The organism is Citrobacter sp. NCU1 (assembly GCF_010231475.1).
Taxonomy (GTDB): Bacteria; Pseudomonadota; Gammaproteobacteria; order Enterobacterales; family Enterobacteriaceae; genus Citrobacter_D.
The window spans coordinates 78745-98057 of sequence record NZ_NRDO01000045.1 but is presented as its reverse complement, the minus strand read 5'-3'; the positions used below and the strand labels follow the sequence as shown (position 1 = coordinate 98057).

Sequence of the window (19313 nt, the reverse complement as noted above, 5' to 3'; positions counted from 1 at the left end):
TGGTCGTGTGAATGGTCCCGCGCTGGTACGTAACAGCAGCAAGAGAGTGCACGTTTCTGAGCGCTCACTCTAGACAAAATCGATTAATAATCCAATTGTTGCCCGCCGATAATCTGTACAAAAATGAAAATATTTTATGTCGATCGGAACAGACTGATTCCAATGTAAAGTTAGCACAGGGTTATTACAGGGTTGAAACAGGTTAATCGGCGTTAATCCAGACTGACATGATGTTTCATCACCCGCTTAAACAGTGACATCCGCGCCCGCATAAAACGGTTTTCCACCTTAAAACCAGCAAATTTGTTCAGCCCTATCCGTAACAGGCGATCGCGCCCCTGAACGGAGGCAGGCCAGCGTACCGGGCCGTGCAAAACATCACAGGTGCGACTGGCGTGATAAGCAAAACTTACCCAATAATCCGCCACCTGCGACGCAAACGCCCGATCGTTGTCATTAGCATAATAGCGCGACGGTTCCGCCAGCATCAGCGTATCAAAGACATAAGGCACTTCATTACCGTGCCATGCCCCTTTGGCATAGGTGGCATGCTCGCTTTGTGCAACATAATCGAACCAGTATCGCCAGCAGGGTTCGCCGACCCGCTGCTGCGCTTGCATGACCACGTATCCCAGCGTGGTGAACGCCATATCACGACACACCTGGCGTCCCAGTTCTTCATCCCCTTTCACACCGGGATACAACAGTTTGATAAGCCCCAGGCCCAGCCGACGCTCCCGGCGCAACTTTTCGATTTGCCCGGCGAGATCCACGCCAAACACCGCCATCACGCTGGCTTCATCGCTGTTTGAGCCAATCAGTACCGGCATCGGATGCTGTTTTCCAGCAAAAATGATGTCGAGCATCGGTTCCGGGAGCACTGCATCGCCAGAAATCGGCGTCGGGGCTATTTTCAACGGCGCACCGAGCGACCAAAACGCATCTGCCGGGATCGCCCGTAACTGTTCGGCGGTGGCGTTGTGCAGACCAAAGTGCGCGGCCACGGCGACGCCTTTTTCGAGCGCCGTTTCGCGTGGCGTATCGGGCAACGTATACCCGCTCTGAATGATGGCTTTGTGAAAAAGCCCTTTGGCGCGCGGTGAGGCCATTAATGAGAGGACGCTGCGCGCGCCAGCTGATTCCCCAAACAAGGTGACATTGTGCGCATCGCCTCCAAACGCGGCGATGTTGTCCTGTACCCAACGCAGCGCTGCAATCTGGTCAAGCAAGGCAAAATTGTTCAGACATTCGCCCTCTTCGCCCTCCAGCGCCGGATGCGCAAAAAAGCCGAGATGACCGAGGCGGTAATTGAGCGTGACGACCACCACCTCTCGTTTTGCCAACGCTTCGCCATCGTAAGGCGGCAGACACCCGGAACCGATGGTGTAGCCCCCACCGTGCAGCCACACCATGACGGGTAATGGCCGGGAACGTGTCGCCGGGGACCAGATATTCAAATAGAGACAATCTTCCGAAAAACGCCCAGGGTCACCGCCGCCAAGCGCTTTGCAATATTCAATATCCTGCCAGCTTGCACAGGAGAAGGTGTTCGCCTGGCGGACGCCTTGCCACGCAGGCGCAGGTTGCGGCGCACGCCAGCGCAGCTCGCCTGTCGGCGGCGCCGCATAGGGGATCCCACGCCAGAGATGGATGTCGCCTTGCACGACACCCATAATGTTACCCTGCTGCGTGTTTGCCAGCGGGAGGGAGGGGATTTTCATGACAATATCCTGATACCACGTCTTTCACATCCCAACAGGATACCGTGTTCAGAGCAGGCCGCAACGCCGCTTACTGCGTTCTTCCGCCTGCTGGTACAACACAAACTCATCATGGACCGGACAACCCAATGCCTGCTCAAAGGCGTCACGGCTGGCATTGCCGTGGCTGCGTGCCTGCGTTTCATTGCCGAGATTTGACTGAAAAATCCCCGCCGCACTCACCGGCAGAAAATCTTCGTACGTAATGGGTTGCGCCACCACCCACCCGCGCTCAATCAGCGGTTGCGGATCATCCCCCGCATGGATCGCCTGACGATGCGCTTCACCTGATGGGGTCAGGCGATAGCGAAACCAGGCCAGTCCTTGCTGGCGCAGAAGAAATTCGCTATCGGGAAACACTTTGAACACATCCTGCAAATGAAGCTGGTGCGTGAGATTATCTTTACCGGTCCCGGCCTGTTGCAGCAGCGAGTCATACAGCTCACGGCCTTTCGGGGTTAGCGCCACCCCGCGCTGTTCGATTTCACCAAACCTCGCCGAATGGGTTCCCTGCATTTCGCCGGCAAACAGCACCGGTTCTTCCAGTGCTTTAAAACTGGTCTGGCGCAACAGAATCGGCACGTCGCGGCGCGGCGGGCCTTCAATCAAAATTTTGGGTTCAATTCCGCACTCCGGCATCATGGATTGCACCCTGTCGATGTCCAGCGTACGCGGCGTCAGGTGATTAATATGGCAGCCGGGGAAACACACCACATCAGCAATCAGGCGGTGTTCATTGTGCAGCGCATGGTATGTCGCCTCATCGACCGTGGCATGGCGATGCCAGCGAAAGGTCTCCAGCGCTTCCTGAACAAATTCCCGCGCCTGCGCAAGGGTAAAACCGCCCTGCGTATCAAATTCATCCAAAAGCTCACGGCAACGCGGGGTAAAAATATCGCGTTTCGCCAGAATCTCTGCCGCCCGCTTTCTGAGTTCTTCGTTCTCGATAAGCTCGAGTCGCAACAACGAGGTGAAGACGCGGAAAGGATTGCGGGAGAGCGAAGCATCATCAATCGGGCGAAAAGCGGTGGAATGCACAGGGACGCCCGCCTGAGAAAGATCGTAATAACTCACAGGATACATCCCCATAATGGCGAACATCCTGCGCAGTGTGGAAAGCTCCTGTGCGGTCCCTACCCGAATCGCGCCGTGGCGCTCCACGTTCAGCCGCGCCAGTTCATCGGCATTGGCCAGTTTTTCATGCAGTGTCGGGTTATTCTCCAGTACGGATAGATTCACGTCAGCGACAAGTTCCAGCAATGTGCCGTATTGCGGCACTTCCTGCTGGTACATTGCTGACATTGCCTGCGAAAAGTGTTCCCGAATCTCATCTGCCGTGATGGTGTTCGCCATAATGTCATGCCTCCAGTGAATATTACCTGGAGTGTAGAAAACGCTATTCACTCTGGGGGGAAGAATTTACGAAGTGTGATCTCGCCTGAATTCGTTGCCACCCGCGCTTACGCCCTCCTCTCAGATGTCTGACGCGCAGCGGTTTGGTAAACCCCGTACAGAGCAGTACAAAACATAAGCAAAACAAAACAGTTGTAACTTAAATGCCTTAAATGTTAATAATAATTTGCTAACAGGTTATCAAAAATTAATAACTTTACTTGTCACCAACACTGCTTTGTTTTTAACATCTATTATGGAAAAAAATGGTTTGTTCAGTCAGCGCATTCGCTTGCGCCATCTTCATACTTTCGTAGCCGTCGCCCAACAAGGAACACTGGGGCGCGCGGCTGAAACCCTTAACCTGAGTCAACCGGCGCTCTCCAAAACGCTTAACGAGCTGGAGCAATTGACCGGAACCCGTCTTTTTGAGCGTGGACGCCTCGGTGCGCAACTCACGCTGCCTGGCGAGCAGTTTCTTACTCATGCAGTGAAAGTGCTTGATGCGCTAAACACCGCAGGACAGGCGCTGAACCGCAAGGAAGGACTCAATCATGATGTGGTGCGCGTTGGCGCCCTGCCCACCGCCGCACTGGGGATCCTCCCCGCCGTTATCGGACAATTTCATCAGCAACAAAAAGAGACGACCCTGCAAGTGGCGACCATGAACAATCCCATGTTGCTGGCGGGTTTGAAGTCGGGAGAGATCGATCTGGGGATTGGCCGAATGTCCGACCCGGAATTGATGAGCGGGCTCAATTATGAGTTATTGTTTCTCGAATCCCTGAAACTGGTTGTGCGCCCCAACCACCCGTTGTTGCAGGAAACGGTGACGCTGAGTCGCGTGACGGACTGGCCGGTGGTGGTCTCCCCCAAAGGAACCGTCCCCCGGCAGAGCGCCGAAGCCTTGCTGCACAGCCAGGGCTGCAAAATGCCCTCCGGTTGTATTGAAACACTTTCAGCATCCCTCTCGCGCCAGCTTACCGTCGATTACGATTACGTTTGGTTTGTGCCTTCCGGCGCAGTCAGGGACGATTTACGTCAGGCGACGCTGGTATCGCTGCCGATTCCGTCTCAGGGAGCCGGTGAGCCTATCGGGATCCTCACTCGCGTCGATACGTCCCTTTCCTCTGCGGCGCAAACGCTGATTTCAACGATCCGCAAATCCATGCCACTCTGACGCCTCGTATTACCGTCCCGTGCTGGATACCCGGTCAGTAATGAGAAGACAATCAGGCCGGGTCATTCCCGGCCTGTAGTTCAGAACGTTTCCCGGTTATGGGCGGTGGCAGGCTGTAGTAAATGCCGCCCCGGCGCGCTTTTTCCCCGGCTTGTGGCCTGCAAACGAAACGCCCCTACGGCGTCGGTTAATCTGGCGGCCTGCGCTTCCAGAGAGGCGGCCGCAGCAGACGCCTCTTCAACCAACGACGCGTTTTGCTGCGTCACTTTATCCATCTCTGAAATGGCCTGGCTGACCTGCACAATACCCCGGCTCTGCTCATCCGACGCGGCGGCGATGTTCAGCATAATATCGGTAACGCGTTTAACTGCCTCAACAATCTCCGTCATCGTTTCGCCCGCGGCCACCACTTCGCCCGCCCCCTGATCGGTAAGTCTGACCGACTCGCTGATCAGCCCTTCAATCTCTTTCGCCGCTTGCGCACTGCGACTGGCAAGGGTGCGGACTTCACTGGCGACCACGGCAAATCCGCGCCCCTGTTCGCCCGCGCGTGCAGCCTCCACGGCGGCATTCAACGCCAGGATATTGGTCTGGAAGGCAATACTGTTGATAACCGCCGTGATTTCGGAAATCTTCTTCGAACTGGAGGAGATATTCCCCATCGTTTTCACCACGCCAGAAACCATCTGACCGCCCCGACTGGCTTTATCAGACGCGTCTTCCGCCAGTTTGCTGGCATGGTGCGCGTTATCGGCATTTTGTTTCACGGTGGCGGTTAACTCCTCCATACTGGCAGCCGTCTGTTCGATCGCCGCAGCCTGTTGTTCCGTGCGTGAAGAGAGGTCGGTGTTACCTGCCGAAATTTCACTGGTGCCGCGATAGATCTCTTCCGTCCCCTGGCGAACCGTGCCAACGGTCCGGACCAGCGCATGCTGCATTTTTTGCAGGTGACGGCTCAGGCGACCAATTTCACTGCCTCCGGTAGGTTCATCCTGCAAGGTTAAATCGCCAGCGGCGATCTGTTCGATACGTCGGGCGGCACGTTGCAATGGCTGAATCACCGTGCGGCGTAGCACGATAAATGTCATCAGGGTTAATACCAGCGCCAGCGCAAATGCACCAATCATAAACATCAGCCCCAGTTGGCTACGCTGGTGCGCCTGAGCACTCAGCCGGCTTGCCCGTTCCGTGCGCAGTTCGACCGCGTTTTGCAAGGTGGTGTTATACGCGTTGTCCAGCGAGCGCGCCTGTTCGTTTTCATGGTTGATGATGGCTTCAAACATGCCATTTCTGGCGTATTTCAGCATCGGCTGCAAACCGTCGATATAGGCAGTAAAACGGGCGCGCAACGCGTCGTCCAGCGCTTCATCCGCCGGCGTTTTCACCGCTCGGGCCATCCAGGCGTTAAACCCATCCTGCGCCAGTTTGATGCGTTTTTCCGCCTCATTGATGTTCGCTTTCATGTCCGCCATTTCAGCAATACGGCTGGCGGCGCCAGCATGGATCAGACTGATGCGTGCGGTCCGCAGGTGGTCAGCACTATTGGATAGCCCCATGCGCACCTGTATTTCATCTGTCACATCGCGTTGGTCGCGGTCTGCCTGCAACAGAAAATAGCCTGCCAGCCCTGAACTGAGCGCGAACAAAAGCAGGATGCCACCGAGAATGGAGGAAAACAGCGGAACCAGCCGGATATGATGCAAAAAGCCCAGCTTATGTGGTGCCTGCATCGATGATGTATTGTCCATGACCGTCGACTCTCTTATAGGTGAATGCGCAAAAAACGCCCGTAAGAGAATCATCGGCATCTCCCGACAATTGCTTACCCTGAAAAGCGCCGTATTCGTCACATTTCAGAACAATTCATTCCGGAAAATTCAGGAAAGTGCCAGCGGCAGAGACCGCTGGCGGAGTGCTTAGTTATCGCCGAAATGGATAACAGTGCGAATAGATTTGCCCTGATGCATAAGATCGAACGCCTCATTAATCTGTTCCAGCGGCAAGCGGTGGGTAATGAACGGATCCAGTTGAATTTTCCCGCTCATGGCCTCTTCCACCATTCCCGGCAACTGCGAACGTCCTTTAACGCCGCCAAATGCTGAACCACGCCAGACGCGCCCGGTCACTAACTGGAAGGGACGCGTTTTGATCTCCTGACCCGCCCCCGCTACGCCGATAATAATGCTCTCGCCCCATCCCTTGTGGCAGCACTCCAGCGCGGCGCGCATCACATTGACGTTACCAATGCACTCGAAGCTAAAGTCGACGCCACCGTCGGTCAGCGCAACAATCACATCCTGAACCGGCTTGTCATGATCGTTCGGGTTGATAAAGTCAGTCGCGCCCATCTCAGCGGCGAGTTTGAATTTTTCCGGATTGGTATCGATAGCCAGAATGCGACCGGCTTTTGCCTGTACCGCCCCCTGAATAACCGCCAGACCAATGCCGCCCAGACCGAATACGGCTACGGTGTCGCCCTCTTTCACTTTTGCGGTGTTATGCACCGCGCCGATACCGGTCGTCACGCCACAGCCCAGCAGACACACTTTATCCAGCGGTGCCTGCGGGTTCACTTTCGCCAGTGAAATCTCGGCGCAGACCGTGTACTCACTGAAGGTACTGGTGCCCATATAGTGATAAATGGGTTCACCGTTATAGGAGAAACGGGTGGTGCCGTCCGGCATCAGACCTTTCCCCTGCGTGGCGCGAACGGCCTGACACAAGTTCGTTTTACCTGACTTACAGAATTTACACTCACCGCATTCTGCCGTGTACAGAGGAATAACGTGGTCGCCGGGTTTCAGACTGGTCACCCCTTCGCCAACCTCGACGACGATCCCGCCGCCTTCGTGTCCCAGCACCGCAGGGAACACCCCTTCCGGATCATCACCAGAAAGCGTAAACGCGTCGGTATGGCAAACCCCGGTATGGGTGATTTTCACCAGCACCTCACCTTTTTTTGGCGGCGCGACGTCAATCTCAACAATTTTTAGCGGCTGGCCGGGGCCAAATGCAACTGCTGCACGTGATTTCATGTGTCTCTTCCCTTTATCGTCAGGTGATGTCTTTATTTTAGATAAGCGCGAAGCAGATGGCCGATCTCGGCCATGCGCACCGCACGCTGGTCCGGCGTGGTTTCGCCGCTGACCAGTTCATCTTTCAGGTGGATCTCGACCATTTCGCCCATCAGGCCGTTAGATGCCCCACGCACCGCCGCGATTTGTTGCAGAATGGCCAGGCACGGCTCGCCGGACTCCAGCGCCCGCTCCAGCGCATCGACCTGCCCGCGAATGCGACGAACACGAGTAAGAATACGTTTTTTATCTTCAGGGGAATGTGGCATACGCCCTCCATACTATAGGGGGGTATAGTAGCAATGTATGATAGCGGCTGTAAAACAATGATGTGGTGAATGAATAGTTAATGTGAATGATACAGCGGGAGAAACACACAAAACCCCGAATCGTCAGGCGGCCTGGTTTCGGGGTTTCTTTCACGCAGGCAGCGTATCGCCTGGCGGTGGTTTAATGATGCCGGTATTCTCCGGTACTGTGTTGCGGCCCAATGCGTCCTGCTTCAATCAAAATCTCTTCGATAAGCTCTTCAAGGCACTCTTTTCCGTGTTTGTCACAAACCAGATGCACTTGTCTGCAAATCTCATCCCCCTTCATACCATCACACAGCGCCGATTTCAGCATGAGCGTCGCCCAGCGTCGGGCTTCAGAGTGAGTCAGCATAACCCCTCCCGATATCTATAACCTTTTAAGCGTAGTTCGCAGAACAGGCTTTATCCATGTTCAGGCGTCTGATAAAGGGAGAGAGATCGCGTGTAGCGCGTCTGGCAGCACGCTAATAAACTCGTTTATATTTGTCATACAAATATATATAATGCCCGCTTCCGATGTAGACCCGTTTTTTTCACCTGCGTACGGGTCTGGTTAGACGCAGGTGCTTTCTCTTCCCCGTTCAAAGTAAAAACCCGTAAATATGTAACACCGTGAGTTTAAGACCGTGATATCCGGGGCGACCACCGGGTTTGGCGTCCCTCCGGGAACCAAATCCCGGTGTTTCCCCTCATTCATTGGCTTTACGGAACGGTGTTACGCAAGGCGCGGCGATGCGTGATGTCAGGAACGTTTACGCGGCATCATGCGCAACAGCGTATTGTCTTTCCAGAAATAGTGGTGCATCAGCGCGGCGCCAGCATGCAGCGCAATCACAAAGTAGCCCAGGTTTGCCAGCGTGACATGCCAGGATTTCAGTGTATCCGCGAGTTCAAAATGGGCTTCAGCGGCATGTGGCATCACAATCCCGAATGCAATCCAGGGATTTCCCCGGTTGTAAATCATCAGCAAACCGATGATCGGCAGAACGATAAACAGCAGGTAGATAACCAAATGGCCAAGGTGGGCAAGACCGGTCATCATTGGCTTCGGTTTTGGCACGATCGGCGGCGCAGGATACTTAAGCCGGACTAACAGACGCGTCACCATCAGTATGAGAATTGAGATCCCGCACGAAACGTGGACCATATTGAACCACGGACGATAACTTTGAGGCGCAAACCCACGTAATTCCATGGCGCAGTAGGCGCCGATCACCAGTAAAAAGACCAGCCAATGAATGCCAATTTGCAGGCCAGAATACTTATTGCCCATAACAATTCCTGAATAAAAACAATAAAGCGCCAACATAGCGATCTTTTGTTAAAAATTCATTAACTTTTGTTCCCCCGTTTTCAATCGGTTACGGGGAGTCGCAGGAATGGTGGTTGCTGGCAATGGCAGAGTGGACTAAGCCTGGTAGGGAAAAAATGTGGCGTATTGCCGGATCCTGACAGGAGAAAATCATGAGTAAGATTGGCATTAACGGTTTTGGTCGTATTGGTCGTCTGGTCCTGCGACGTCTGCTGGAAGTGAAAAGCCATGTGGATGTGGTGGCGATCAACGATCTCACCTCCCCCAAAATACTCGCTTATCTGTTAAAGCATGACTCTAACTACGGACCGTTCCCCTGGAGTGTTGATTTCACTGAGGATTCGCTGATTGTCGACGGCAAGAAAATTGCCGTTTACGCAGAAAAAGAGGCTAAAAACATTCCCTGGAAAACCACTGGTGCGGAGTACATCATTGAGTGTACCGGTTTTTATACCTCCGCAGATAAAGCCCGTGCGCACCTCGACGCCGGTGCTAAAAAAGTGCTGATCTCAGCGCCTGCGGGTGAGATGAAAACCATTGTCTTTAACGTCAATGATGAGACGCTGACAGCCAGCGACCAGATTGTCTCTGTCGCCTCCTGCACCACCAACTGCCTCGCGCCGATGGCAAAAGCGTTGCATGACAACTTCGGTATTCAGGTCGGCACCATGACCACCATTCACGCCTATACCGGCACGCAATCGCTGGTCGATGGCCCGCGTGGCAAGGATCTGCGCGCATCGCGGGCGGCCGCGGAAAATATCATCCCCCATACCACGGGTGCGGCAAAAGCGATTGGCCTGGTGATACCGGAATTGAGCGGTAAACTGAAAGGCCACGCTCAGCGTGTACCTGTAAAAACAGGTTCAGTGACGGAATTGGTCTCAATTTTGGGTACAAAAGTGACCGCTGAAGAGGTTAACAACGCGCTGAAAAAGGCGACGGCGAATAATGAATCCTTTGGCTACACCGATGAAGAAATCGTCTCATCCGACGTTATCGGCTCTCACTTTGGTTCGGTGTTTGACGCCACACAAACGGAAATCACCGAGGTGGGTGATTTGCAGCTGGTGAAAACGGTCGCCTGGTACGATAACGAATACGGATTCGTCACCCAACTGATCCGTACCCTGGAGAAATTCGTCAAACTTTAAATAATGAGAGGCGGGTCGGGCAGCGTTCACGCTCACCCGACCCGCCCGTTTCTGCTCGCCAATTAGGACTGTAGATAGACGACCTGCGTTTGCAGGTACTCATTCAACCCGTGTTTCCCGTCGGCCCCGCCAATACCCGATTTTCGCCACCCGGCATGAAAGCCCTGCATGGCTTCAAAGTTTTCGCGGTTAATGTAGGTTTCACCAAACTTCAGCCCTTTGATAGCCCGCATAGCAACGCTCAAATTCTGCGTATAAATAGAGGACGTAAGACCATAATCGCTGTCATTTGCCATCTGCAACGCCTGTTCCAGCGTGTCAAACGCCACGACAGGCAGCACAGGCCCAAATGTTTCTTCGTGCATGATGGCCATCTCCTGGCGCACATCCAGCAACAGAGTCGGCGGATAATAGTAGCCTTTCCCCTCAACCGCTTTGCCGCCCAGTACCACTCTGGCCCCTTCTTGTACCGCTCTCGCCACTTTTTGCTCTACCCGAGCCAGCGCCGCCGCATTAATCAAGGGTCCCATCGCGATATCATCCCGCTGTGCCGGATCGCCAAACTGTACTGCTTTCATCGCCTCGCCCAATCGATTGACAAAGCGATCGTAGATCCCTTTTTGCACATAGACGCGTTCCGCGCAGTTACAGACCTGCCCGCTGTTGATCACCCGTGAATCGACAATCGCTTTAACGGCCAGATCCAAATCCGCATCGTCCATCACAATCGCAGGCGCTTTACCGCCCAGTTCCAGGCACACTTTGGTGATATTTTTCGCCGCCGCCGTCATGATTTTCTCACCCGCCGTAATGCTTCCGGTCATGCTCACCATGGCCACTTTCGGGTTGCCCGCCAGCTCCTGTCCCACGGTTTCACCCCGCCCTAACACCAGGTTAAAGACGCCAGCAGGCAACCCGACATCATGCACAATTTGCGCAAAAGCAATGGCATTATTGGGGGTGAACTCGCTGGGTTTAATGACGATAGTATTTCCGGTCAGCAGCGCCGGTGCCAGCTTGCGGGCAATCAAAAAGAACGGGAAATTCCACGGTAGGATCCCGGTGGTTACGCCAAGGGCGCGTTTGAACAGCAAAATATTTTCACCCGGACGGTCGCTTTGCAGGATTTCGCCTTCGTAGCGGCGCGCCCACTCCGCCATATAGTCGATGTAATCCGCCGTAAAGGCGACTTCCACCTGCGCCAGTTGTTGGATTTTGCCGCCTTCCGCAACGATCAAGGCGCCGATCTCTTCTGCGCGCTCGCGGATACCCGCCGCCAGTTTTCTTAACCATCCCGCCCGTTCAATGGCGGGCAATGCCTCCCAGGCAGGCTGCGCGCGCTCCGCCGCCTCAATGGCCTGGCGCGCCTCTTCTGCGCTGCCATCGGGAATGCGGGAAATCAGTTCTTCCGTTGCAGGATTAACCACATCAATCCATGACGTTCCCTGCCAGCTCACAAACTGGCCATTGATATACATCGGGTGTTGTACGGGTGCTGACATGCGCTGCTCCTGTAATTGATTTGTTTTTAACAAGTAAAATCATTGTTAATTAATATCAATCATGAGCACATGCCGCCGTCAGGTTATCGACTTTGTGAAGTTGTTCATAAAAATCGCCCCGAAAGGGGCACAGAAAGGAGAATAGCGCAGAAAAATCATGCCCGTTTGCGGATAAATTGGCGCAAACGGGCAAACATGAGCGGTTAACGCAGGGAGCGGCTTGCTATTGCATCATTGAGCACATTATCGTTTTGCAGGATCTGCCAGGCCGCCTCAACCTCATCGGGAATGTCAATGTGGACAATAAAATCTCGTCCACGCGGTCCGTAACCGGCCTCATTATCACGTACCCGCGGGAGTTCGCCCGCAATTAATGACAGGTAACGCTCAACGGGCCACACCCCTTGCGCCGCATTCGTGAAATCAACCCCCTTTTCCTGATGACGCAACTCCGGCGTAAAACCCGGAAAGCTCAGCCAACGCGGGGCATCCGGGTCATCCCGCGTCACACGCCGGAACGTCGCCAGCGTGCGTCGCTGCATGGTGGGGTCCTGCACCACAATGGCCGTGTTAATGGTCACGGGCGCCTGACGGATTAAAGCGCAGCTGAAACGCGCGTTCTCTCCGCAGTTTGTTGACTGGTCTTCCACCCAAATGGATTCGCCAGGAATTTGCCAAAACTGACTGGCAATGTCGGCCAGAATCGCCGCTTCTGCCCGCCCGGTGGTACGTATCGTGTGATAACGCGGGTGTTCTGCAACCGCCGAATAGAGAAACGACGTCGAGTGGCCAATGCCTCCGCTTATCAGCAGCGGGATACGCTGCTCTTTTGCTATTTTGCAGGCCGCATCGATGGTCGGGATAACGGCATTTCCCGCCAGGACAACGCAGTCAGCCTGAAAGGGTTCCTCAGCGGAGAAATCGTTTTGCGCCAGCCAAAGGCCGACGGTGTTCACTGCCTGTAACGTCACTTCAGTCAGTGGCGGGAATTGACGCATGCTCATGATCCTCTTCATTGTTCTCTGCAGGGTACCGAACTCACTTCGCGAAAATAGCGGATCACTCTGAAAGACGGCCTGTTGAATTTCAGCATTTTTTAGCATCTCTGTGAAATAACAAGAAATAACTAAAAAAGTCGCGGTTGCACCTGGAGATTATCCTGTCACCTTCACTCCAGATAAAGTATTTACTTTCCATTCTCGCAAATAGCAGTGAATCACACTGCAATAATGTTGCCGGTTTAGCCCTTTTATTGGCCTTGTCACTTGTTAAATATTACAAACAATTCTAGTTTGATTAACAATTTAACAACCTTTGTAACGCGACAGGTTGCACCCACACCGATTCGGGTATCACCTGATTTATACTCTCTGTGGCGAGGTTCCAGTAATGACAACGCATCAAAGCAGCACGGCTATCTTGAAGAAAAACAAAAAAGTTCTCATCGCCAGTCTGACCGGCAGCGCGATAGAGTGGTTTGATTATTTTTTATATGGCACCGCCGCCGCACTGGTGTTTAACAAAATATTCTTCCCGATGGTGGATCCGGTCATTGGGCTGATTCTCTCTTATCTTTCCTTCTCCCTCACCTTTTTCATTCGTCCTATCGGCGGGGTGTTGTTTGCACATATTGGCGATCGTATCGGGCGTAAGAAAACGCTGGTGCTTACTCTGTCGTTGATGGGCGGCGCAACCGTGATGATTGGCCTGTTGCCAACCTATGAGATGATCGGGATCTGGGCGCCTATTTTATTGATTCTGATGCGTGTTATTCAGGGAATGGGCATCGGCGGTGAATGGGGCGGCGCACTGTTACTGGCCTATGAATATGCCCCCGAAAAACGCAAAGGCTTTTTTGGCAGCATTCCGCAGGCAGGCGTCACCATCGGTATGCTGATGGCCACCTTTATCGTTTCGCTGATGACCCTGTTCAGTGAAGAAGACTTCCTCTCCTGGGGCTGGCGTATTCCCTTCCTGTTAAGTTCCGTACTGGTGTTGTTAGGACTGTGGATCCGCAAAGATATTGATGAAACGCCAGAGTTTAAGAAGGTGAAGCAATCCGGTCAGGTGGCCAAAGCGCCGCTGCGCGATACGCTGACGCATCACTGGCGCGAAGTGCTGATCGCTGCCGGGTTGAAAGTGGTGGAAACCGCGCCGTTCTATATTTTCTCGACCTTTGTCGTCAGCTACGCCACCACCACCCTGACATACCAAAAATCACAGGTATTGGAAGCGGTCACGCTGGGCGCGCTGGTTGCGACGGTGATGATCCCGCTCATGGGGCTGCTTTCCGATAAAGTGGGACGCCAAAAAATGTACGCCATCAGTGTGTTTGCGCTGGGGCTGTTTATTGTTCCGTGGTTCCTGTTACTCAACACCGGCACCACCTGGGGAATCGTGGTCGCTACGGTTATCATGTTTGGTATCTTGTGGGCGCCGGTGACTGCTGTTCTCGGTACGCTGTGCTCTGAAATCTTTAGCGCTAACGTGCGTTACACAGGAATTACCCTCGGTTATCAGATTGGCGCAGCGCTGGCGGGCGGCACCGCCCCGCTGATCGCGACCGGCCTGTTGGCAAAATACGATGGCGACTGGGTGCCTGTCGCCATCTATCTGATGACCACCGTCGCCATTTCACTGACGGCGATTTTCTTCGCCAGCCGACGCCGCCGCACCGCCGTCATTGACGCGCAAACATCAACCCTGTAATAGCAAAACGGCCAGCAAATGCTGGCCGTTAAGATCCCTCTCAAGCTTAATAAATACTAGCCGCTAATCTGCTCCATCGCTTGCAGAATACGCTTATCCGAGATCGGATAAGGCGTTCCCAGCTGTTGGGCAAAGTAGCTGACGCGCAGTTCCTCAATCATCCAGCGGATCGCTTTGACATCTTCATCTTCACGACGCGCAGGCGGCAGTTTATTGATCCACTGCTGCCAGGCTTGCTGTACGCTTTCGACTTTCAACATCTGCGCCCGGTCGCGGTGCGGATCGGTAGCCAGTTTCTCGAGGCGTTTTTCGATCGCCTGGAGATAACGCAGCGTGTCACCGAGACGTTTGAAGCCGTTACAAGTGACGAACCCGCGATACACCAGACCGCCCATTTGCGCTTTGACATCGGAAAGCCCGAGCGCCATGGTCATATCCACCCGCCCTTTCAGACGCTTGTTGATATTGAAAACGGCAGTCAGGATCTGTTCGACCTGTTTTGCAATGTCGACCACCGTCTCGTTCAGCTCGGCGCGAACTTTCTCATGCAGCGCCGCAAAGCCTTCTTCCGTCCACACCGGCCCACCATTGGCGTCAATCAACTTGTCAACGCCGCAGGAGATGCAGTCGTCGATGAGATCCAGCACCTTACCGTACGGGTTAAAGTACAGGCCAAGTTTGGCTTTGTTCGGCAGCTTCTCGTGCAGATACTTGATCGGCGACGGAATATTCAGCAGCAACAGGCGGCGCAATCCGCACCACATCGCTTGCTGTTGTTCCAGCGGATTGTCGAACAGTTTGATGGCAACGCTGTCGCGCTCATCCACCAGCGCGGGCCAGGCTTTCACTTTGTAGTTGCCGCGTTTTTGTTCGTAGCTTTCCGGAAGCTGACCAAAACTCCAGATGTGCAAACCGCTCTGTTCGATACCGTCATCGGCAACGGCGGAAAGCGTTTCCTGCACTTTGCTCTTCAGCGCCTCTTTCAACGCCGACAACGAACGCCCTTCCTGCAGCTTCTTGTTTTTGTCATCCACCACACGGAAGGTGATTTTCAGATGGTCGGGCACCTGCTCCCACTGCCAGGCTTCGCGGTCAACCGTTACACCCGTCATCCGGCGCAGCTCACGCTCCAGCGAATCCAGCAACGGCAGTTCCAGCGGCGTCACGCGACCTAAAAACGCTTCGGCATAGTTTGGCGCGGGCACAAAGTTACGTCGTATCGGTTTCGGTAACGATTTAATCAATGCGATGACCAGTTCGCGGCGCAGGCCGGGAATTTGCCATTCAAAGCCGCTCTCTTCCACCTGATTTAACAACGGCAGCGGAATATGGACGGTGACGCCGTCAGCATCCGCACCCGGTTCAAACTGGTAGCTTAAGCGCAGCTTAAGATTGCCCTGATGCCAGAAGTTCGGGTAGTCCAGCTTGCTGATGTTTTCTGCGCCCTCTTTGATCAGCATACTCTTTTCAAAGTTGAGCAGATCCGGGGTTTCGCGACTGACTTTCTTCCACCAGTTGTCGAAGTGGCGCGCGGAGATCACGTCATGGCTGATACGCTGGTCATAGAATTCGAACAACGTCTCGTCATCCACCAGAATGTCGCGGCGGCGCGATTTGTGCTCCAGCTCTTCTACTTCGGCGCGCAGTTTCAGGTTTTCACGGAAGAACGCGTGGCGCGTCTGCCAGTCGCCTTCCACCAGCGCGTGGCGTATAAACAGCTCGCGGCAAAGCATTGGGTCTACCTGGCTGTAGTTGACCTTACGCGCCGCGACAATTGGCAGACCGTAAACGGTGACCTTTTCCGTCGCCATCACCGCGCCCTGTGTGCGTTCCCAGTGCGGTTCGCTGTATGAGCGTTTGATCAGATGCTGCGCAACTGGCTCCACCCACTCGGGATCGATCCGCGCGGCGATACGTCCCCACAGACGGCTGGTTTCCACCAGTTCGGCAACCATCGTCCACTTCGGCGGTTTTTTAAATAAGCCTGAGCCGGGGAAGATAGAGAAACGGGCGTTACGCGCGCCGGTAAACTCCTGCTTATCCGCATCCTTCATGCCGATATGGGAAAGTAAACCGGTAAGCAGCGCGATATGAATCTCACGATATTCGGCGGGTTCACTGTTCACCGGAATACCGAGCTCTTTCACCACCTGACGCAACTGCGTGTAGATATCCTGCCACTCACGCACGCGCAGATAGTTGAGGAAATCGACCTTGCACTGACGGCGGAACTGATTCGATGACAGCGCTTTCTGCTGCTCACCGAGGTAATTCCACAGATTCACAAAAGCGAGGAAGTCGGACTCTTTATCGTGAAAGCGCTGATGCTTCTCATCCGATGCCTGCTTTTTGTCCATTGGCCGCTCGCGCGGGTCCTGGATAGACAGCGCAGAAGTGATGATCATCGCCTCGCGCACGCAGCCATGTTTTTGCGCTTCCAGTACCATCCGCGCCAGACGCGGATCGACCGGCAACTGCGACAACTGACGACCGAGCGGCGTCAGTTTGTACGCGGTTTGCTGTTCATCGGTGGTGATCGCCCCCAGCTCTTCCAGCAGGCGTACGCCATCCTGGATGTTGCGTTTATCTGGCGCTTCAACAAACGGGAACGCGGCGATATCGCCCAGCCCCAGCGCCGTCATCTGCAAAATGACCGACGCCAGGTTGGTACGCAGGATTTCCGGATCGGTAAATTCCGGACGCGACAGGAAATCGTCTTCCGAATAAAGGCGAATACAGATCCCTTCCGACACACGTCCGCAGCGGCCTTTACGCTGGTTGGCGGAGGCCTGCGACACCGGTTCAATCGGCAGTCGCTGCACTTTGGTGCGATAGCTGTAGCGGCTGATACGCGCGGTACCCGGATCGATCACGTACTTAATGCCCGGCACCGTCAGGGAGGTTTCCGCGACGTTGGTGGCCAGCACAATGCGACGCCCGCTGTGCGACTGGAAGACCCGGTTCTGTTCGCTATTGGACAGTCGTGCATACAGTGGCAGCACTTCGGTATGGCGCAGATTGAGTTTATTGAGCGCATCGGCGGTATCACGAATTTCACGCTCGCCGCTCATAAAAATCAGAATATCGCCGGGGCTCTCGCGTCCCAGCTCATCCACCGCGTCGAAAATCGCCTGTAGCTGGTCACGTTCGGTATCGTCCGCATCTTCAACAATCGGGCGATAGCGCACTTCCACCGGGTAAGTCCGACCGGAAACTTCAATGATCGGCGCGTTATTAAAGTGGCGTGAAAAACGCTCCGGGTCGATGGTCGCGGAGGTAATGATAATTTTCAGATCCGGGCGACGCGGCAGCAGCTCTTTCAGATAGCCGAGCAGAAAATCGATGTTCAGACTGCGTTCGTGCGCTTCATCAATGATGATGGTGTCGTACTGCATCAGCAGTCTGTCCTGCTGGATTTCAGCCAGCAAGATACCGTCGGTCATCAGTTTGACCATGGTGTTGTCGCTGACATGATCGCTAAAACGCACTTTATAGCCGATACAGCCGCCCGGCTCCGTTTGCAGCTCCTCTGCAATACGGTTGGCGACGGTACGCGCCGCCAGACGACGCGGCTGCGTATGACCGATCAATCCTTTGATGCCGCGCCCCAGTTCCATGCAAATTTTGGGTAACTGCGTGGTTTTCCCGGAGCCAGTTTCCCCCGCCACAATGACCACCTGATGGTCACGAATGGCGTTCAGGATGTCCTGTTTTTTCTGACTTACCGGCAGGTTATCCGGGTAAGTGATGTCAGGACGAGCCGCTTCGCGCAGCAGGACTTTACCTGCTGCCTGTTCAATCTCTTTCGCCATCTCCTGGTAAATGGCCTGTTGTGCATCAGGATTTTTAACCTTCTTCACACCGTGCAGGCGCCGGGAAAAGCGCAGTCGGTCACGCAGCATCAGCGAATCCAGCTGTTGCTGAAGGGTGTGAAAAGTCAATTTTTGTTGTTCTGTCATAACGTTAGAGGGCAGTGCTCTGCCTGATCAAATCTCATTTCGATGTTAGGTATAGATTACCACATCGGTGCTAACCGTGTGTTGTTCAATAATTTCGAACATAGGCTTCGATATATTGCGCTATCACTGCGGCAGGATTGTGAATAAAGTGTCAACAAGCAACGGGGCATCCCCTTCAAACACATACAAGGAAACACCTATGAGCAAGGTATTAGTCCTCAAATCCAGTATTCTGGCAGGGTACTCTCAGTCTGGTCAGTTGTCTGATTATTTTGTTGAACAGTGGCGTGAAAAGCACTCCGCAGACGAGATCACCGTTCGCGACCTCGCGGCAAATCCCATTCCCGTACTGGATGGCGAGTTAGTGGGAGCTCTGCGCCCGAGCGACGCCGCGCTGACGCCACGTCAGCAGGAAGCACTGGCGCTCTCTGATGAGCTGATTGCGGAACTGAAAGCGCACGACGTGATTGTTATCGCCGCGCCAATGTACAACTTCAACATCCCGACGCAGTTGAAAAACTACTTCGACCTGATTGCGCGTGCTGGCGTCACATTCCGCTACACCGAGAAAGGTCCGGAAGGTCTGGTGACCGGTAAACGCGCGGTGATCCTCTCCAGTCGTGGCGGTATTCACAAAGATACCCCGACTGACCTGATCGCGCCGTACCTGAAAGTCTTCCTCGGCTTTATCGGTATTACCGACGTGAATTTCGTGTTTGCAGAAGGGATTGCCTACGGTCCGGATGTCGCGTCCAAAGCACAATCCGACGCCAAAGCGGCCATCGACAGCGTCGTGGCGGCCTAAAAATTCCCCCTCTCACCGCCCGGTGGGAGGGTTTTGTCTTTCTTTTATCTCTAAAAATCCCGCCTGACCTATTTTGTATTACGAATTCCTACCCTCACGATAAAACCACAAGATTAATAAGCCTTTTATTTATTTATGTGATGAATGCTTTGCTC

The 19313-nt window shown here is 54.1% G+C and carries 14 protein-coding genes; 4 read left to right on the top strand and 10 right to left on the bottom strand.

Annotated features, from left to right (window positions below):
- Window positions 1-212: 212 nt before the first annotated feature.
- Together CJP72_RS15360 and hglS are read right to left on the bottom strand one after the other, a co-directional pair.
- On the bottom strand, window positions 213-1721 hold the full coding sequence (locus CJP72_RS15360) for a carboxylesterase/lipase family protein (protein ID WP_162382223.1): 1509 nt from the start codon (window positions 1719-1721) through the stop codon (window positions 213-215).
- 48 nt (window positions 1722-1769) lie between these two features.
- Window positions 1770-3113, bottom strand: coding sequence for a 2-oxoadipate dioxygenase/decarboxylase HglS (gene hglS / locus CJP72_RS15355; protein WP_162382222.1), 1344 nt, complete (start codon window positions 3111-3113; stop codon window positions 1770-1772).
- 295 nt (window positions 3114-3408) lie between these two features.
- On the opposite strand from hglS, the gene CJP72_RS15350 reads away from it, so the two are divergent.
- Window positions 3409-4332, top strand: a complete 924-nt coding sequence (locus CJP72_RS15350) for a LysR substrate-binding domain-containing protein (protein ID WP_162382221.1) — start codon at window positions 3409-3411, stop codon at window positions 4330-4332.
- Window positions 4333-4412: 80 nt separating this feature from the next.
- Here the strand turns inward: CJP72_RS15350 and CJP72_RS15345 are convergent, their stop codons facing one another.
- From CJP72_RS15345 to cybB, 5 genes are all read right to left on the bottom strand, one after another.
- Window positions 4413-6080: a methyl-accepting chemotaxis protein gene (locus tag CJP72_RS15345; protein ID WP_162382282.1), complete on the bottom strand. Its 1668-nt coding sequence runs from the start codon at window positions 6078-6080 to the stop codon at window positions 4413-4415.
- A gap of 168 nt (window positions 6081-6248) precedes the next feature.
- A complete protein-coding gene (locus CJP72_RS15340; protein ID WP_162382220.1) occupies window positions 6249-7367 on the bottom strand; it encodes an S-(hydroxymethyl)glutathione dehydrogenase/class III alcohol dehydrogenase in 1119 nt (372 codons plus the stop codon).
- Window positions 7368-7399: 32 nt separating this feature from the next.
- Complete coding sequence (locus CJP72_RS15335) at window positions 7400-7675, bottom strand: metal/formaldehyde-sensitive transcriptional repressor (protein WP_003833178.1); 276 nt, start codon at window positions 7673-7675, stop codon at window positions 7400-7402.
- Between the two features lie 181 nt (window positions 7676-7856).
- Window positions 7857-8069 carry a hypothetical protein gene (locus tag CJP72_RS15330; protein WP_162382219.1) on the bottom strand — a complete coding sequence of 71 codons (213 nt, stop codon included), beginning with the start codon at window positions 8067-8069 and terminating at the stop codon, window positions 7857-7859.
- 390 nt (window positions 8070-8459) lie between these two features.
- A complete protein-coding gene (gene cybB / locus CJP72_RS15325) occupies window positions 8460-8990 on the bottom strand; it encodes a cytochrome b561 (protein WP_162382218.1) in 531 nt (176 codons plus the stop codon).
- 191 nt (window positions 8991-9181) lie between these two features.
- Between cybB and gap the strand changes: the two genes are divergently transcribed.
- Window positions 9182-10183 carry a type I glyceraldehyde-3-phosphate dehydrogenase gene (gap, locus tag CJP72_RS15320; RefSeq protein WP_162382217.1) on the top strand — a complete coding sequence of 334 codons (1002 nt, stop codon included), beginning with the start codon at window positions 9182-9184 and terminating at the stop codon, window positions 10181-10183.
- A 62-nt stretch (window positions 10184-10245) separates the two neighbouring features.
- Here the strand turns inward: gap and aldA are convergent, their stop codons facing one another.
- Complete coding sequence (gene aldA, locus CJP72_RS15315; RefSeq protein ID WP_162382216.1) at window positions 10246-11685, bottom strand: aldehyde dehydrogenase; 1440 nt, start codon at window positions 11683-11685, stop codon at window positions 10246-10248.
- A gap of 203 nt (window positions 11686-11888) precedes the next feature.
- Window positions 11889-12689: a YdcF family protein gene (locus CJP72_RS15310; protein WP_162382215.1), complete on the bottom strand. Its 801-nt coding sequence runs from the start codon at window positions 12687-12689 to the stop codon at window positions 11889-11891.
- Between the two features lie 385 nt (window positions 12690-13074).
- Here CJP72_RS15310 and CJP72_RS15305 point away from each other — a divergent pair, with 385 nt between their 5' ends.
- Window positions 13075-14394: an MFS transporter gene (locus tag CJP72_RS15305; protein ID WP_162382214.1), complete on the top strand. Its 1320-nt coding sequence runs from the start codon at window positions 13075-13077 to the stop codon at window positions 14392-14394.
- A gap of 56 nt (window positions 14395-14450) precedes the next feature.
- On the opposite strand, the gene hrpA is transcribed toward CJP72_RS15305, so the two are convergent.
- The gene (gene hrpA / locus CJP72_RS15300; RefSeq protein WP_162382213.1) at window positions 14451-18353 is read right to left on the bottom strand and encodes an ATP-dependent RNA helicase HrpA; all 3903 of its coding nucleotides are present in this window, start codon (window positions 18351-18353) and stop codon (window positions 14451-14453) included.
- 199 nt (window positions 18354-18552) lie between these two features.
- Here hrpA and azoR point away from each other — a divergent pair, with 199 nt between their 5' ends.
- The gene (gene azoR, locus CJP72_RS15295) at window positions 18553-19158 is read left to right on the top strand and encodes an FMN-dependent NADH-azoreductase (RefSeq protein WP_162382212.1); all 606 of its coding nucleotides are present in this window, start codon (window positions 18553-18555) and stop codon (window positions 19156-19158) included.
- Window positions 19159-19313: the final 155 nt, after the last annotated feature.

Coding starts and splice junctions, on each gene's coding strand:
- CJP72_RS15360 (WP_162382223.1), bottom strand. CDS start 1,721: ATGAAAATCCCCTCCCTCCCGCTGGCAAACACGCAGCAGGGTAACATT.
- hglS (WP_162382222.1), bottom strand. CDS start 3,113: ATGGCGAACACCATCACGGCAGATGAGATTCGGGAACACTTTTCGCAG.
- CJP72_RS15350 (WP_162382221.1), top strand. CDS start 3,409: ATGGAAAAAAATGGTTTGTTCAGTCAGCGCATTCGCTTGCGCCATCTT.
- CJP72_RS15345 (WP_162382282.1), bottom strand. CDS start 6,080: ATGGACAATACATCATCGATGCAGGCACCACATAAGCTGGGCTTTTTG.
- CJP72_RS15340 (WP_162382220.1), bottom strand. CDS start 7,367: ATGAAATCACGTGCAGCAGTTGCATTTGGCCCCGGCCAGCCGCTAAAA.
- CJP72_RS15335 (WP_003833178.1), bottom strand. CDS start 7,675: ATGCCACATTCCCCTGAAGATAAAAAACGTATTCTTACTCGTGTTCGT.
- CJP72_RS15330 (WP_162382219.1), bottom strand. CDS start 8,069: ATGCTGACTCACTCTGAAGCCCGACGCTGGGCGACGCTCATGCTGAAA.
- cybB (WP_162382218.1), bottom strand. CDS start 8,990: ATGGGCAATAAGTATTCTGGCCTGCAAATTGGCATTCATTGGCTGGTC.
- gap (WP_162382217.1), top strand. CDS start 9,182: ATGAGTAAGATTGGCATTAACGGTTTTGGTCGTATTGGTCGTCTGGTC.
- aldA (WP_162382216.1), bottom strand. CDS start 11,685: ATGTCAGCACCCGTACAACACCCGATGTATATCAATGGCCAGTTTGTG.
- CJP72_RS15310 (WP_162382215.1), bottom strand. CDS start 12,689: ATGAGCATGCGTCAATTCCCGCCACTGACTGAAGTGACGTTACAGGCA.
- CJP72_RS15305 (WP_162382214.1), top strand. CDS start 13,075: ATGACAACGCATCAAAGCAGCACGGCTATCTTGAAGAAAAACAAAAAA.
- hrpA (WP_162382213.1), bottom strand. CDS start 18,353: ATGACAGAACAACAAAAATTGACTTTTCACACCCTTCAGCAACAGCTG.
- azoR (WP_162382212.1), top strand. CDS start 18,553: ATGAGCAAGGTATTAGTCCTCAAATCCAGTATTCTGGCAGGGTACTCT.